General features: G+C 60.1%; 16 protein-coding genes. 10 read left to right on the top strand and 6 right to left on the bottom strand.

Annotated features, from left to right (window positions below):
- The first annotated feature begins 11 nt into the window (after nucleotides 1-11).
- From pstA to KGA83_RS07230, 5 genes are all read left to right on the top strand, one after another.
- Nucleotides 12-1682, top strand: a complete 1671-nt coding sequence (gene pstA, locus KGA83_RS07250; protein WP_108218863.1) for a phosphate ABC transporter permease PstA — start codon at nucleotides 12-14, stop codon at nucleotides 1680-1682.
- A 163-nt stretch (nucleotides 1683-1845) separates the two neighbouring features.
- Nucleotides 1846-2679 carry a phosphate ABC transporter ATP-binding protein PstB gene (gene pstB, locus KGA83_RS07245; protein ID WP_007971742.1) on the top strand — a complete coding sequence of 278 codons (834 nt, stop codon included), beginning with the start codon at nucleotides 1846-1848 and terminating at the stop codon, nucleotides 2677-2679.
- 111 nt (nucleotides 2680-2790) lie between these two features.
- Nucleotides 2791-3552, top strand: coding sequence for a phosphate signaling complex protein PhoU (gene phoU, locus KGA83_RS07240; RefSeq protein WP_007992846.1), 762 nt, complete (start codon nucleotides 2791-2793; stop codon nucleotides 3550-3552).
- A gap of 167 nt (nucleotides 3553-3719) precedes the next feature.
- The gene (locus KGA83_RS07235; RefSeq protein WP_223529272.1) at nucleotides 3720-4622 is read left to right on the top strand and encodes a response regulator; all 903 of its coding nucleotides are present in this window, start codon (nucleotides 3720-3722) and stop codon (nucleotides 4620-4622) included.
- Nucleotides 4623-4803: 181 nt separating this feature from the next.
- Entirely contained in the window at nucleotides 4804-5700 is an 897-nt protein-coding gene (locus KGA83_RS07230; protein WP_223529269.1) for a peptidoglycan DD-metalloendopeptidase family protein, read from the top strand.
- A 41-nt stretch (nucleotides 5701-5741) separates the two neighbouring features.
- Here KGA83_RS07230 and KGA83_RS07225 read toward each other — a convergent pair whose 3' ends face one another.
- The 3 genes from KGA83_RS07225 to phoB all read right to left on the bottom strand — a co-directional run bounded on the left by KGA83_RS07225 (nucleotide 5742) and on the right by phoB (nucleotide 9257).
- Nucleotides 5742-7082, bottom strand: coding sequence for a hemolysin family protein (locus KGA83_RS07225; RefSeq protein WP_108218866.1), 1341 nt, complete (start codon nucleotides 7080-7082; stop codon nucleotides 5742-5744).
- A gap of 123 nt (nucleotides 7083-7205) precedes the next feature.
- Nucleotides 7206-8492 carry a phosphate regulon sensor histidine kinase PhoR gene (gene phoR / locus KGA83_RS07220; RefSeq protein ID WP_256594985.1) on the bottom strand — a complete coding sequence of 429 codons (1287 nt, stop codon included), beginning with the start codon at nucleotides 8490-8492 and terminating at the stop codon, nucleotides 7206-7208.
- Nucleotides 8493-8567: 75 nt separating this feature from the next.
- Nucleotides 8568-9257 (bottom strand): phosphate regulon transcriptional regulator PhoB, encoded by a 690-nt coding sequence (phoB, locus tag KGA83_RS07215; protein WP_003229608.1) that lies wholly within the window; start codon nucleotides 9255-9257, stop codon nucleotides 8568-8570.
- A 154-nt stretch (nucleotides 9258-9411) separates the two neighbouring features.
- On the opposite strand from phoB, the gene KGA83_RS07210 reads away from it, so the two are divergent.
- Nucleotides 9412-9795 (top strand): hypothetical protein, encoded by a 384-nt coding sequence (locus KGA83_RS07210; protein ID WP_108218868.1) that lies wholly within the window; start codon nucleotides 9412-9414, stop codon nucleotides 9793-9795.
- 60 nt (nucleotides 9796-9855) lie between these two features.
- Here the strand turns inward: KGA83_RS07210 and ubiA are convergent, their stop codons facing one another.
- Together ubiA and KGA83_RS07200 are read right to left on the bottom strand one after the other, a co-directional pair.
- Complete coding sequence (gene ubiA, locus KGA83_RS07205; RefSeq protein WP_108218869.1) at nucleotides 9856-10746, bottom strand: 4-hydroxybenzoate octaprenyltransferase; 891 nt, start codon at nucleotides 10744-10746, stop codon at nucleotides 9856-9858.
- Complete coding sequence (locus tag KGA83_RS07200; RefSeq protein ID WP_108218870.1) at nucleotides 10746-11309, bottom strand: chorismate--pyruvate lyase family protein; 564 nt, start codon at nucleotides 11307-11309, stop codon at nucleotides 10746-10748. The genes ubiA and KGA83_RS07200 overlap by 1 nt, the downstream gene beginning before the upstream one ends.
- A gap of 200 nt (nucleotides 11310-11509) precedes the next feature.
- Between KGA83_RS07200 and KGA83_RS07195 the strand changes: the two genes are divergently transcribed.
- From KGA83_RS07195 to KGA83_RS07185, 3 genes are all read left to right on the top strand, one after another.
- Nucleotides 11510-11680, top strand: coding sequence for a rubredoxin (locus KGA83_RS07195; protein ID WP_007995385.1), 171 nt, complete (start codon nucleotides 11510-11512; stop codon nucleotides 11678-11680).
- Between the two features lie 18 nt (nucleotides 11681-11698).
- Nucleotides 11699-12847, top strand: coding sequence for an NAD(P)/FAD-dependent oxidoreductase (locus KGA83_RS07190; RefSeq protein ID WP_223529265.1), 1149 nt, complete (start codon nucleotides 11699-11701; stop codon nucleotides 12845-12847).
- A 194-nt stretch (nucleotides 12848-13041) separates the two neighbouring features.
- Complete coding sequence (locus tag KGA83_RS07185; protein WP_003195589.1) at nucleotides 13042-13317, top strand: HU family DNA-binding protein; 276 nt, start codon at nucleotides 13042-13044, stop codon at nucleotides 13315-13317.
- Between the two features lie 131 nt (nucleotides 13318-13448).
- Here the strand turns inward: KGA83_RS07185 and KGA83_RS07180 are convergent, their stop codons facing one another.
- The gene (locus KGA83_RS07180) at nucleotides 13449-13799 is read right to left on the bottom strand and encodes a DUF6124 family protein (RefSeq protein ID WP_223529263.1); all 351 of its coding nucleotides are present in this window, start codon (nucleotides 13797-13799) and stop codon (nucleotides 13449-13451) included.
- Between the two features lie 389 nt (nucleotides 13800-14188).
- Between KGA83_RS07180 and KGA83_RS07175 the strand changes: the two genes are divergently transcribed.
- Nucleotides 14189-14572, top strand: a complete 384-nt coding sequence (locus KGA83_RS07175; protein WP_223529260.1) for a helicase — start codon at nucleotides 14189-14191, stop codon at nucleotides 14570-14572.
- Nucleotides 14573-14648: the final 76 nt, after the last annotated feature.

Raw genomic sequence — 14648 nt, 5'->3', positions numbered from 1 at the left:
GGTAGAAGTCTGTGAAACAGAACTCCCTGAAAGGATGGTTCAAGAGCGGCGCCCCCGGCGTCTGGATCAGCGGTGGCGCGGTGTCCATCGCGGTCATCATGACCATTGGCCTGCTGGCAGTGATTGCCGTGCGCGGTCTGGGTCACTTCTGGCCGGCGGATCTGGTGCATGCCAGTTACGACGTACCGGGCCAGGCCAATCACCTGGTGATCGGCGAAATCGTACAGAAGGAAGAAGTGCCACGTGCCCGTCTGAAGAGCGCCGGCCTGCCGGTGCCTGACGAAGGCCCTGAGTTCATGACCCGCGAGCTGATCAAGGTCGGCAACCGTGACCTGAACGGCAACGACTTCACCTGGATCGTGGGCGAGTGGCTGACCAACCAGACGACGCCGCCGGAGCTGATGGCCATCGAGCGTCGTGAGTGGGGCAACTTCTACGGTTACCTGGTCAACGTCAAACAGGATGGCAAAGTCGTCGCTGAAGGCGAAGCGGCATGGCCTGAGTTGCAGGCCCGTGTCGACCGCGTGAACAAGCTGGCTGCACAGCTCAAGAACCTGGAGAAAACCGACATCGGCGCGATCAACGCCGGTCTCGAGCGCATCCGCTTGCACGGTCGCAAGCTTGAGCTGGACGGCAAACTCGACGCCACCGCACAAGCGGACATGGAATCCGAACGCGCCGAACTCAATGCTCGCTATCAGGATGTCGAAGCGCGCCTGAGCGACCTGCACGCGCAGTTCAACCGCGACAGCCTGACCGCCCGCGATGCGAACGGTAAGGAAATCGAAATCGGCATCGGCAAAGTGGTTCACGCCTATCAGCCGAACGCCATGAGCACGACCACCAAGATCGGTTTCTACTTCAGCAAGGTCTGGGAGTTCCTGAGCGACGACCCGCGTGAAGCGAACACCGAAGGCGGGATCTTTCCGGCCATCTTCGGCACCGTGATGATGACCCTGATCATGGCGATGATCGTGACCCCGTTCGGCGTATTGGCGGCGGTGTACCTGCGTGAATACGCCAAGCAGAACGCACTGACCCGGATTATCCGCATCGCGGTGAACAACCTGGCGGGCGTTCCGGCTATCGTTTACGGCGTGTTCGGCCTGGGCTTCTTCGTCTACGTGCTGGGTGGCTCGCTCGACCGTCTGTTCTTCCCGGAAGCCTTGCCGGCGCCGACCTTCGGCACACCGGGCCTGCTCTGGGCCTCGCTGACCCTGGCGCTGCTGGCAGTGCCGGTGGTGATCGTGGCCACGGAAGAAGGCCTGGCGCGGATTCCTCGCACCGTACGTGAAGGCTCGTTGGCCCTCGGTGCGACCAAGGCGGAAACCTTGTGGAAGATCGTGCTGCCGATGGCCAGCCCGGCCATGATGACCGGCATGATCCTCGCCGTGGCCCGCGCCGCGGGTGAAGTGGCGCCGCTGATGCTGGTGGGTGTGGTGAAACTGGCGCCGTCGCTGCCGGTGGACGGTAACTACCCGTACCTGCACCTGGACCAGAAGATCATGCACCTGGGCTTCCACATCTATGACGTCGGCTTCCAGAGCCCGAACGTCGAAGCCGCACGACCGCTGGTGTACGCCACGGCGCTGCTGCTGGTGCTGGTGATCGCCACGCTGAACCTGTCGGCGGTGTACATCCGTAACCACCTGCGCGAGAAGTACAAGGCGCTGGATAGCTGATAACCCTGTAGGAGCGAACTTGCTCGCGAGGAAGGTACATCCGACACATTTTTTGTGTCTGAACGACCATCGCGAGCAAGCTCGCTCCTACAGAAAGAATTGTGTAACCGCAGGCCAAGGCCAGCGGAAAACGAACCGAATTTGTTAGCACAGGGAGCCTCCCATGCAGCACGAAGCACATACCCACGGCATCAACATGTCGGCGCTGGGTCGCGACAAGCAGAGCCTGAACCTCGAGCAGGAAACCGTGGCTATCGAAGTGCCGGGCCTGAGCCTGTTCTACGGCGAAAAACAAGCGCTGTACGACGTCAGCATGAACATCCCGAAACAGCGCGTGACCGCCTTCATCGGCCCGTCCGGCTGTGGCAAGTCGACGCTGCTGCGGACCTTCAACCGCATGAACGACCTGGTTGACGGCTGCCGCGTTGAAGGCGAGATCAACCTGTACGGCAACAACATCTACCGCAAGGGCGAAGACGTGGCTGAGCTGCGTCGTCGCGTCGGCATGGTGTTCCAGAAGCCGAACCCGTTCCCGAAAACCATCTACGAAAATGTGGTTTACGGCCTGCGCATCCAGGGCATCAACAAGAAGCGCGTCCTCGATGAAGCCGTCGAGTGGGCGTTGAAAGGCGCGGCATTGTGGGACGAAGTCAAAGACCGTCTGCACGAGTCGGCACTGGGTCTGTCCGGTGGCCAGCAGCAACGTCTGGTGATCGCCCGCACCATCGCCGTGGAGCCGGAAGTGCTGCTGCTCGACGAACCGTGCTCGGCACTCGACCCGATCTCCACGCTGAAAGTCGAAGAGCTGATCTACGAACTGAAATCCAAGTTCACCATCGTCATCGTGACTCACAACATGCAACAGGCGGCGCGGGTGTCCGACTACACCGCGTTCATGTACATGGGCAAGCTGGTGGAATTCGGTGACACCGATACCCTGTTCACCAATCCGGCGAAGAAGCAGACCGAAGACTACATCACCGGTCGCTACGGCTAGCAGTAGCCACAAGCCGCACGCTTCAAGCGGCAAGTCAGAGCGGTTCGGGTACGACACACATCAGCTTGCAGCTTGTAGCTTGCAGCTCACAGCTTTTGCGGAGCAGACAACATGATTTCTAAGGAAGGCCTTACACACCACATCTCCCAGCAGTTCAACGCCGAACTGGAGGAAGTGCGCAGCCACCTCCTGGCCATGGGCGGACTGGTGGAGAAACAGGTCAACGACGCGGTGACCGCGCTGATCGAGGCCGACTCCGGCCTGGCCCAGCAGGTGCGCGAGATCGACGACCAGATCAACCAGATGGAACGCAACATCGACGAAGAATGCCTGCGCATTCTGGCCCGTCGTCAGCCGGCAGCGTCCGACCTGCGCTTGATCATCAGCATTTCCAAATCGGTGATCGACCTGGAGCGCATCGGTGACGAAGCGACCAAGATCGCCCGTCGCGCCATCCAGCTATGCGAAGAAGGCGAAGCGCCGCGCGGTTACGTCGAGGTGCGCCACATCGGTGACCAGGTGCGCAACATGGTCCGCGATGCACTGGACGCCTTTGCCCGTTTCGACGCCGAGCTGGCGTTGTCGGTGGCGCAGTACGACAAGATCATCGACCGCGAATACAAGACCGCCCTGCGTGAGCTGGCGACCTACATGATGGAAGATCCGCGTTCTATCTCGCGGGTTCTGAGCATTATCTGGGTGCTGCGTTCGCTGGAGCGTATCGGCGATCACGCACGCAATATCTCGGAGCTGGTGATCTACCTGGTGCGCGGCACTGACGTGCGGCACCTGGGTCTCAAGCGCATGAAGGAAGAAGTTGAAGGAACCAGTGGCGAAACCGCTAATGTTCCGGGCAAAACTGACGATAAGTAAGGTTGCCCAAGTAAAGCGCCCGGCCTTTTGGCCGGGCGTTTTTGTTTGCGGCTGACGAAATCGAAAAGCAGCACCCGCGAACGAAAAGTCCGGCGTGACTGAAGGTTTTTGGCAATGTGCCATCAGCAAGGCAGTATGCTGGCCGGGATTTTTTAAAGGGGTGGTGGATGAGTAAGGTCAGTGTGTTGGTCGTGGACGACGCGTCGTTCATTCGTGACCTGGTGAAGAAGTGCCTGCGCAATTATTTCCCGGGCATGCGGATCGAAGACGCGATCAATGGCAGAAAGGCCCAGGCCATGCTGGCCAAGGAAGCATTCGACCTGGTCCTGTGCGACTGGGAGATGCCGGAAATGTCCGGCCTGGAACTGCTGACCTGGTGTCGTGAGCAAGACAACCTCAAAACCATGCCCTTCGTGATGGTGACCAGCCGTGGCGACAAGGAGAACGTTGTCCAGGCGATCCAGGCCGGGGTATCCGGTTACGTCAGCAAGCCGTTCACCAACGAGCAACTGCTCACCAAGGTCAAGCAGGCGCTGCACAAGGTCGGCAAACTCGACGCCTTGATCAACGTAGCCGCGACCAAAACAAGCTCGGCATTCGGTAACGACTCCCTCGCTGCCTTGACCGGTGGCAAGGCACCCGTCGCCACGCCAACAGCCGCACCTGCACCGTCCAAAGGCCTGCTCAACAACCCGCCGGTCAAGACGCCTGCGGCTTCTTCGGCACCTGCCAGCGGCCGTGGTCAGGGCCAGTTACGTTTGCCGAACGGCATCCAGCAATGCGTGATCAAGGCCCTGAGCCTCAAGGAAGCGCTGCTGGTGGTCAAGCGCAGTGAGACCCTGCCGCAGATCCTCGACAGCGCCGTGCTGGACCTGGAGCAGGGCGACAATGCCGAAGTCGCCCGCCTCAACGGCTATCTGCACGCCGTCGTCGCCCACGAACCGAAGCCCGACAGCGACTGGCTGCAATTGACCTTCCGCTTTGTCGATCAGGATGCGCAGAAGCTCGATTACATTTCGCGCCTGATTGCGCGGGGTACGGCGCAGAAGCATTTCATTCCTGGCGCGTGATCTTCGTCGCTTGTGAAAGATCGCAGCCTGCGGCAGCTCCTACAGGTTTATGTGTCCACCTGTAGGAGCTGCCGCAGGCTGCGATCTTTTGATCTTGTCTCTTTGAAACATCTGCCGGCTACTCGGGTCCATAGCAGCTGCTAGGCTCAATCCCAGGCCTCACTCGACAGAATCCTTGCTCATGTTCACGCGCCTGCTGTTTTTATGTGGCCTGTTCATGGTCGCCACCTCGGCCATGGCCATGACCATCTACAAGTCCAAAGACGCTTATGGCGTGGTTTCCTACAGCGACCGCCCCAGCAAAGGCGCCCACGTGTTCGTTTTTCGCGATGGCATGGTCGAGCACCTTGAGCGCCAGGTGCGCCTCATCATCACGAAGAAGAACGGCGTGCACAGCGTGTACGTGCGCAATGATCTGTATGCGCCGGTAGAGGTCGAATTGAGTTTTGCCGGGGTAAAGAACGCCAGCGGTGTGCCGGGCGGGACGATTCGGCGCGTGATACCGCTACGCAGCAGCGTTCGCCTGGCGCAGCTCACGGCGACTAAAGCCGGGAGGCCCCTCGCATACGTTCCGAAGTTTAAATACTCCCTGGGCGACCCCTCAGGGCCTACGGTGGGCTATCGGTACCCGTTGCCATGGCGTGGCGGGCCATTCCGGATCAGCCAGGGCGCCAATGGCCCTTACAGCCACTTCGGGCCCAAGAGCCGATATGCCATAGACATCGCAATGCCTGAGGGCACGCCGATCATTGCCGCGCGAGGCGGAGTGGTGGTGAAAACCGAAAATCGCCAGAGCGGGCGCGGCACTGATGCATCCGGCAATTTCGTGCGGGTGCTGCACGATGACGGGACCATGGGCGTTTACCTGCACCTGAAGAAAGGCTCGGTCTGCGTTCGGGAAGGTCAGCGGGTACAGGTGGGCAGTGCCTTGGCGCTGTCGGGCAACACCGGCAATAGCACCGGGCCGCATTTGCACTTCGTGGTGCAGCGCAATACCGGGCTGGGGCTGGTATCGATTCCATACCAGTTCAATCAGCCGGTCGGCGCGCTGCCCAACTTTGCGTTGGGCAAGCAGTGAAGCCTTGAAGCTTTGGGATCAATGCGGTTTGACGAATCGCATCAATCGAGCATCAACACCTTGGCCAGAACGATCTTCGGCCCTTTCATCTTCTTGATGATGATCCGCAGGCCTTCGACTTCCAGCACTTCTTCCTCTTCCGGAACGCGCTTGAGGCTTTCGTAGACCAGCCCGGCAAGGGTTTCGGCTTCGACGTGGTCGAGGTCGATGCCCAGCAGTCGTTCAACCTTGAACAGCGGCGTATCGCCCCGCACCAGCAGCTTGCCCGGCTGATACGCGAGGATCCCGCGTTCGGCCTTGCGGTGTTCGTCCTGGATGTCGCCGACCAGCACTTCCAGCACGTCTTCCATGGTCAGGTAGCCGATGATGTTGCCGTCGGCCTCTTCGACCACAGCGAAGTGCGAGCCGCCCTTGCGGAACTGCTCCAGCAGCTGCGACAGCGGCATGTGCCGCGACACGCGCTCCAGCGGGCGGGTCAGTTCGGCCAGGTTGAACGACTCGGGAATGTGGTCCAGCGCCGCCAGTTCCAGCAGCAGATCCTTGATGTGCAGCAGGCCGACGAACTCCTGGCGCTCGCTGTCGTACACCGGGTAGCGGCTGAATTTGTGGCGACGGAACAACGCCAGGATTTCCTTGAGCGGTGCATTGAACTCGAGGGTGACCAGGTCTTCGCGGGAGTTGGCCCAGTCGACCACTTCCAGCTCACCCATTTCCACTGCTGACGCCAGAACGCGCATGCCTTGGTCGCTCGGATCCTGACCACGGCTGGAGTGCAGGATCAGTTTCAGTTCTTCGCGGCTGTAATGGTGTTCGTGGTGCGGGCCGGGCTCACCTTGGCCAGCGATGCGCAGGATCTGGTTGGCGCTGGCGTTGAGCAGGTAGATGGCCGGGTACATGGTCCAGTAGAACAGGTACAGCGGCACGGCGGTCCACAGCGACAGCAATTCGGGTTTGCGGATCGCCCAGGATTTCGGGGCCAGCTCGCCGACCACGATGTGCAGGTAGGAAATGATGAAGAAGGCGGAGAAGAACGAAACCGCCTTGACCACTTCAGCGGAATCTACGCCCACGGCACTCAGTACAGGCGCCAGAAGGTGCGCAAACGCAGGTTCACCGACCCAGCCCAGGCCCAGGGAGGCGAGGGTGATACCCAATTGGCAGGCCGACAGGTAAGCATCGAGCTGACTGTGCACGGTGCGCAGGATGTGCCCGCGCCAGCCGTTTTTGTCAGCGATGGCCTCGACCCGGGTCGAGCGCAGCTTGACCATGGCAAATTCCGCCGCAACGAAAAATCCGTTGAGCAAAACCAGGATCAGAGCAAAAAGAATCATGCCGAAGTCGGCGAAAATTGTAGCGAGGGTCAAGCCAGGGGAAGGGTCCATGATGGAGTTTTGCGGGTTCCGTGTATTCGAATGGGAAGTAAAAGCCGCGCCTGAAAGGCAGACGCAAGTCAGCCAATGTAGCGGCTGACCGGCCAGTTGCCTAGTGGTGCGTGCTGACCGGTATCAGTCAGCGGTGCTGATAACCCGGGATTTGGTGACCTGGGCCGGAGCAAAGTGGCAGGTAAAGGTGCTGCCGTGGCCCGGTACGCTGCTGATTTCCATCCGCGCCCGATGTCGTAACAAGACGTGCTTGACGATCGCCAGCCCCAGGCCGGTGCCCCCGGTGTTGGAGTTGCGGCTGGAGTCGACGCGATAGAAGCGTTCGGTCAAGCGCGGCAGGTGTTTGGCATCGATGCCGATCCCGGAATCCTGCACGCTCAGGTGCGCCCCCTGGTCATCGCCCCACCAGCGAATGCGGATATTGCCTTCGGCCGGGGTGTATTTCACCGCGTTGAACACCAGATTGGAAAATGCGCTGCGCAACTCCGCTTCGCTGCCCTTGAGCAGTATCGTCGGGTCGGCTTCCAGGGTGATTGTCTGGTTTTTCTGGCCGGACAACTGCTGCGCATCGCTCTTGATCGATTGCAGCAAGCCGTCGATCGGCACCGGCTGGTTGTCCGACGGATAATCGGTGGCTTCCAGCTTGGCCAGCAACAACAGGTCGTTGAGCAGGGTCTGCATGCGGCCGCCTTGTTGCTGCATCTGCTGCAAGGCACGGCTCCAGCGCGGGTTCACCTCGTCGACGTTATCGAGCAAGGTCTCCAGGTAGCCGCAGATCACCGTCAATGGTGTACGCAGTTCATGGGAAACGTTGGCGATGAAGTCTTTGCGCATTTGCTCAAGCTGATGGATACGCGTCACATCGCGCACCAGCATCAAGTGTTCGTTGTTACCGTAGCGGGTGATGTACAGCTGGATGCGCACGCGGTCGTTGGTGGGCGAAGGAATTTCCAGCGGCTCGGCGTAGCTGTCTTGCTCGAAGTATTCCTTGAAGCGCGGATGGCGCACCAGGTTGGTCACCGGCTGGCCGCTATCCTGCGGGGTCTTGAGGCCCAGCAGGGTTTCGGCGGCGCGGTTCCACCATTCCAGGTTGCCATCGCTGTCGAGCATGATCACCGCATCTTTCAGCGCGGCGGTGGATTCCTGAACCCGGTCGATCACTGCTTGCAGGCGCCCGCGTACCCGTTGGTCGCGGCGTTGCAGGTGGTAGATGCTGTCGAACACCTCGCCCCACAGACCGTAGCCGTCGGGTGGCGCTTCATCGGGTTTGTGCAGGCGCAGCCACTCGTGCAGACGCAGCAATTGCTTGAGGGTCCAGGCCAGGTAAAGGCCCAGGCCTGCGGCGAGGCTCCAGCCGTATAAGCCTGTGATCAGGCCGATCACCAGGCAGGCGGTGACCAGCAGCAGCATGTGGCGAATCAGGGTGCCATGCCAGTTTTGGTTCACGAAAAAAATACGTCCTTGAAAGTGGAACCGCTGCGTTCATCAGGCCTTGGTCGAGAACCGGTAGCCAGTGCCGCGCACGGTTTGTACCAGATTTTCGTAAGCATCGCCGAGGGCTTTGCGCAGGCGTCGAATGTGCACGTCAACCGTACGCTCTTCGACGTAGACGTTGCCACCCCAGACCTGATCCAGAAGTTGGCCACGCGTGTAGGCGCGCTCCTGGTGGGTCATGAAAAATTGCAGCAGGCGGTATTCGGTCGGGCCCATCTCGGCAGGACGGCCGTCGATGGTCACGCGGTGGCTGATCGGGTCCAGCAGCAGGCCGCCGACTTCGATTGGCGCCTCGCCATCGGTCGGTCCGGCGCGACGCAGCACGGCCTTCAGGCGCGCGACCAGCTCACGTGGGGAAAACGGCTTGGTGATGTAGTCATCGGCGCCGACTTCCAGGCCCTGGATCTTGTTGTCCTCTTCACCCTTGGCGGTGAGCATGATGATCGGGATGTCCCCGGTCAGTTCATCACGCTTGAGGCGACGGGCCAGTTCGATGCCGGACGTGCCTGGCAGCATCCAGTCGAGCAGGATCAGGTCCGGTTTGCGGTCGACGATAATGGCGTGGGCCTGCTGGGAGTTTTCAGCCTCCAGGCAGTCATAGCCGGCCATTTCCAATGCAACGGCGATCATTTCGCGAATAGGCGCTTCGTCGTCGACGATCAGAATGCTCCTGCCAACCATGCCCTTATTCCTCTTGTCATTTAACTGTCTTGCGCCGCATTAGATAACGGAATTATTGCAGTCGTGTGACAGTATTTTAGTCGGTCGGCGATTGGCTGGATCCTGGGCTAAGCTTTAAGTCCGAATCCTGACATCCACAAAAGGAAGGTTTCAAATGAATCTACACTCGCAATCCCTCAAGGCCCTGCTGCTGGCCGCTGCCCTGGCATTGCCTTCGATGGCCTTCGCCGCCGGACCGGGCATGATGAAAGACGGCATGATGACCGACCAGAAAGGGATGACCCTGTACACCTTCGACAAGGACATGGGCGGCAAGTCGATGTGCAACGGCGACTGCGCCAAATACTGGCCGCCAATGATGGCGCCGGCGGGTGCCAAGGCCGAAGGTAAATGGACAGTCATCAAGCGTGACGATGGCAAGATGCAATGGGCCTATGACGGCAAGCCGCTGTACTACTACGAAGACGACAAAAAACCCGGAGACATGACGGGTGACAAGAAAAAAGACGTCTGGCACGTCGTTCGCGAGCATATGTAATACCGCAAAAAGATCGCAGCCTTCGGTAGGAGCTGCCGCAGGCTGCGATCTTTTCAAAGGTCAACGCAGCGCATAGTCCAGCACAATCCCGACGAAAATCGCCAAACCTGCCCAGTGATTGTGCAAAAACGCCTTGAAACAGCGCATCCGGTCCTTGCTTCGGGTATACCAGAATTCCCACGCAAAACAGCCCGCCGCCGCCAGCAAGCCGAGATGGAACCAGCCACCGAGCTCGAACTTCGACCCTGCCAGCAACAAGCAGCCCAGCGCCAAGCCTTGCAAGGTCAGGATGATCGCCCGGTCCGCGTCGCCGAATAGAATCGCCGTGGACTTCACGCCGATCTTCAGGTCGTCATCGCGGTCAGTCATCGCGTAATAGGTGTCGTAACCCACGGTCCACATCAGGTTGGCGATCCACAGCAGCCACGCGACAGCCGGCAATTCACCGGTTTCGGCGGTAAAGGCCATCGGCATGCCCCAGGAAAACGCCGCGCCCAGCACCACTTGCGGGTAATAGGTGTAGCGCTTCATGAACGGGTAACTGAATGCCAGCGCCAGGCCGCCCAGTGACAGCCAAACGGTCGCGGCATTGGTGCACAGCACCAGCAGGAAACTCACGCCCATCAGCAACGCGAAGAACACCAGCGCCTCTTTGGAGCTGATCTTGCCGCTCACCAGCGGCCGCTGTTCGGTACGCTTCACATGGCCATCGACCTTGCGGTCCGCCCAGTCGTTGATCACGCAGCCGCCGGCGCGGGTCAACACCACGCCGAGGACGAAAATAACGATATTGGCCAGGGACGGCGAACCCTTGCCGGCAATCCACAGCGCCCATAGTGTTGGCCACAGCAGCAGGTAAATGCCGATCGGCTTGTCCATGCGCGTCAGCTGAATGAAGTCCCAGGCCCGAGGGTTCAAGCGGTTCAAGGACTTGAGCAGGCTTTGGTACATCAACGGTTCTCCGATTGGGCGCAGGTGGCGTCCCACAGGGAAGGCAGGAAAATTTCGGCCACCAGAACACTCAAGGCGCCGCGGTCGAAACGCGAACGGCGGCCCCACAGCCCTGGCGATTGCACCTCGGCGGGCAGCCACGCTTGCGGATAATGGCAAACCTCGATGGCCCGGCGCTGAAAGGCCTGATCGCAAAACAGCAATTCGCCCAGCGAGCGGCTGCCCAATTCGTCCATGTGCAAGCCGTCGCCTTGCAATGCACTGCGTGACGCCACGCTGCGCGCAAACACCCACGCCTGGCCGTGACCGCGCAAATACACCTCACGTACCCAGCCCTCACTGCCTTCGGCCAGGTCCAGCGCTGCGCATTCGTCGGCACGCAGGGGTTGCCAGCCTTCGAACATCGGCGAGACGCTGAAGGCATCATTCGACAGATGAATCAGACGTCTGGTCAGCGAGCCTTCGTCGAACAGCCAATCGAGGGTGGAGGCATCGGGGAGGGGCGCCAGTTCGCTGCGCGAGAGCCAGAGAGGAGCTGGAGAGGGGGATTCTGTGTGATGCACAATGAGTCATTGTTGGCAGCAAATGAGGCGGCGAGCTTAACATGTCAGCCGCCGATATCGATTGAAATGGCCTGCCGTTGCGCCGAACAGGCTTGCATCTGACGGCTCCGATCAGTACAAAACGCGCTGAGTTGGACGGCAGTGCTACAACCATCGACCGTCCGGCCGGAAAAACGCCTGAACCCTGAGGAAGTACCTGAATGAAAAAGTGGCAATGTATCGTCTGCGGCCTGATCTACAACGAAGCCGACGGTTGGCCGGATGACGGCATTGCGCCGGGCACCCGTTGGGAAGACGTCCCGGCAGACTGGCTGTGCCCGGACTGCGGTGTGGGCAAAATGGATTTTGAAATGATCGAAATCGCTGCCTGAATAATTGAGGAGTAAGGAATGAACGCACCTGTCGTCATCATTGGCACCGGCCTGGCGGGTTACAACGTGGCCCGCGAGTTTCGCAAACTCGATAGCGAAACCCCGCTGCTGCTGATTACCGCCGATGACGGGCGCTCCTACTCCAAGCCGATGCTCTCCACCGGCTTCGGCAAAAACAAGGATGCCGACGGCCTGAGCATGGCTGAACCCGGCGCCATGGCCGAACAACTCAAAGCGGAAATACGCACCCACACCCGCATCAGCGGCATCGACCCGGGCCACAAACGCCTGTGGATTGGTGAAGAAGCGGTGATCTACCGCGACCTGATCCTGGCCTGGGGCGCCGAAACCGTGCGCGTGCCCATCGAAGGCGACGCGGCGGATTGCGTCTTCCCCATCAACGACCTGGAAGACTACGCACGTTTCCGCGCGGCGGTAGCCGGCAAGCGCCGCGTGCTGCTGCTCGGTGCCGGCCTGATCGGCTGCGAGTTCGCCAACGACCTGACCCTGGGCGGCTACGAAGTGCAACTGGTTGCACCGTGCGAACAAGTCATGCCGACCCTGTTGCACCCGGCGGCCGCCGCTGCGGTACAGGCTGGCCTCGAAAGCCTCGGCGCGCGCTTCCACCTTGGGCCAGTGCTCAACCGCCTGCAACGCGTGGCTGACGGCCTGGAAGCGCACCTGTCCGATGGCCAGGTGATCCCGTGCGACGTAGTGGTCTCGGCCATTGGCCTGCGCCCACGGGTCGACCTCGCGGCAGCGGCCGGTCTGCAGGTCAGCCGCGGCGTCATGGTCGATCGGCACCTGAAAACCTCCCACGCCAACATCTACGCCCTGGGTGATTGTGCCGAGGTCGACGGGCTGAATCTGCTGTACGTCATGCCTCTGATGAGTTGTGCGCGAGCGTTGGCCCAAACCCTCGCCGGCAACCCGACCGCCGTCACCTATGGCCCGATGCCGATCACCGTCAAAACCCCGGTCTGCCCGTTGGTGGTATCCCCGCCGCCACGGGGCGCAGAGGGCATATGGACCGTCGAAGGGCAGGGCGCCGACATCAAGGTGTTGTGCCGCGATGCCGCGGGCAAGCTGCTCGGTTATGCCCTCACCGGCGCCGCCGTGATGGAAAAACTGGCCCTGAACAAAGAGCTTCCGGCTCTGTTGGCATAAATACCGGTCGTTCTGTCGGAATCACCCCCCTTTTGCCCTAACAATGGCCGCGCCGATACTGGCGCGGGGCCTCACTGCGTGCCATCCTCACTCCTGTCTGCCGCAGAGTAGAGCATCTGCGGCGCTTTGGGCGCTGCTCCGCAGAGAGCAGCACGGACATAACAACAACAAACCGTCAAAGGGGCTTCACTCACATGCGTAAACCAGACCTCGCCGCAGCCATTGCTGAAAAGGCAGACCTCACCAAAGAACAAGCCAACCGCGTTCTCAACGCCGTTCTTGAAGAAATCACCGGTGCCCTGCACCGCAAAGACAGCGTGACGCTGGTGGGCTTCGGCACCTTCCTGCAACGCCATCGCGGTGCCCGCACCGGCAAAAACCCGCAAACCGGTGAGCCCGTCAAAATCAAGGCCAGCAACACCGTTGCGTTCAAGCCAGGCAAATCGTTGAAAGACAGCGTTAATCCGTAATCCGCTTTCACCTCCCGCGTCGCGGGGGAGTGGAATAAAAAATGGGCACGCCAACCAGGGTTGGGTGCCCATTTTTTGTGGGTGGCGAATCAGCCGAGCCCGCTTTGTTGCTTGGCGAGAATCGCCGCCATTTACGGCTCATCCAGATGATCCAGCGCCCGCTCTACCAGCAAATGCGCCCCCTCAGCCACGCGACTGATCGCCAGGGCTACAGAGCGGCGCGAGCCGTCTACATCGTCGGCCAGGTCAGCGGCGATGGCGCTGATGGATAGCAGATCTTCCGAGGCGTTGGCCAGGAGTGCTTCGGTGTTGATGTCCGGGCAGACACTGAAGAGCTGGCCGCTGCGTTTCGTTGGTGTTTGTTTTGGTGGGGCGAGACAGTGATCGAGGGCGCGTTCGGCGGCTTCGTGGAGTTTTTTGGAATTGAGGGATTCGTAGGGGGATGTGGCTTCGTTTTCGGATGCGTCGGGTATCGGAGTCATTGGTGTAAATCCTTGGTTAAGAAGTTTTGCTCCCGATTTCGGACTTGCACATCCGGTCGCCGTTTTTGGTGGTGACGATCAGAGGTTATCGATGAATTCAAAATTCGCCTAGGTCATGTATGGCGCAGCATTTTGAAGGAAGACTCCGATAGGTTTGCAGGGTAGAGGGGGGCAAAAGATCGCAGCCTTCGGCAGCTCCTACAGAATGTCTTTCTTCAGGTACAGAAGTGGCGTGTGGAGTGGCCGGAGTGATGTGTTGATAACTGTGACTTAGTAGTCATCGTGCAGGTAATGGTAATGATCTTCTCCTAATGCAGCTGGATACTGGTGTTATCGCCTGAAGCCGTTAAACTGCCCCGGCCGTTCATTTTTCTCTTGAGGCTGTGCGCATGAAGTTTCGTTTTCTGCTGTGGATGCTGGGTTTGTTGATGGGTAAGGCCAGCCGGACCAATCCGGCGTTTCAGCAGCAGTTGGGTGACAAGGACCTGGTGTTTCAGCTGCAGACCCTGGACGGGAAAGTGGCGCGGCAATTTCGCGTGAAGGACCGGCGCATTACCAGCCAATCGGGTGTGCATGCCGAGCCTGCGTTTGCGATTGCCTTTAAAGACGCCGCGTACGGCTTTGCCACGATGCAGGCGAAGAACAAGCAACTGGCGTTCATGACGGGGATTCAGGACAAGTCGATTCAGATCAAGGGCAACCCGGCGCTGGTGATCTGGTTCCAGGGGCTGACCAAGTATTTGAAGCCGAAGAAGGCCAAGGCCAAGGCTTGAGAGCTGTCAGTTAGACCGCGTGATACTCATCGCGAGCAGGCTCGCTCCCACAGGGATCACCTGATTCCTGTTCGCG

This window comes from Pseudomonas sp. GL-R-19 (assembly GCF_019956375.1).
Classification (GTDB): Bacteria; Pseudomonadota; Gammaproteobacteria; order Pseudomonadales; family Pseudomonadaceae; genus Aquipseudomonas.
Note: the sequence above shows the minus strand (reverse complement) of the source record. Positions and strands in the feature narration are given on the sequence as shown.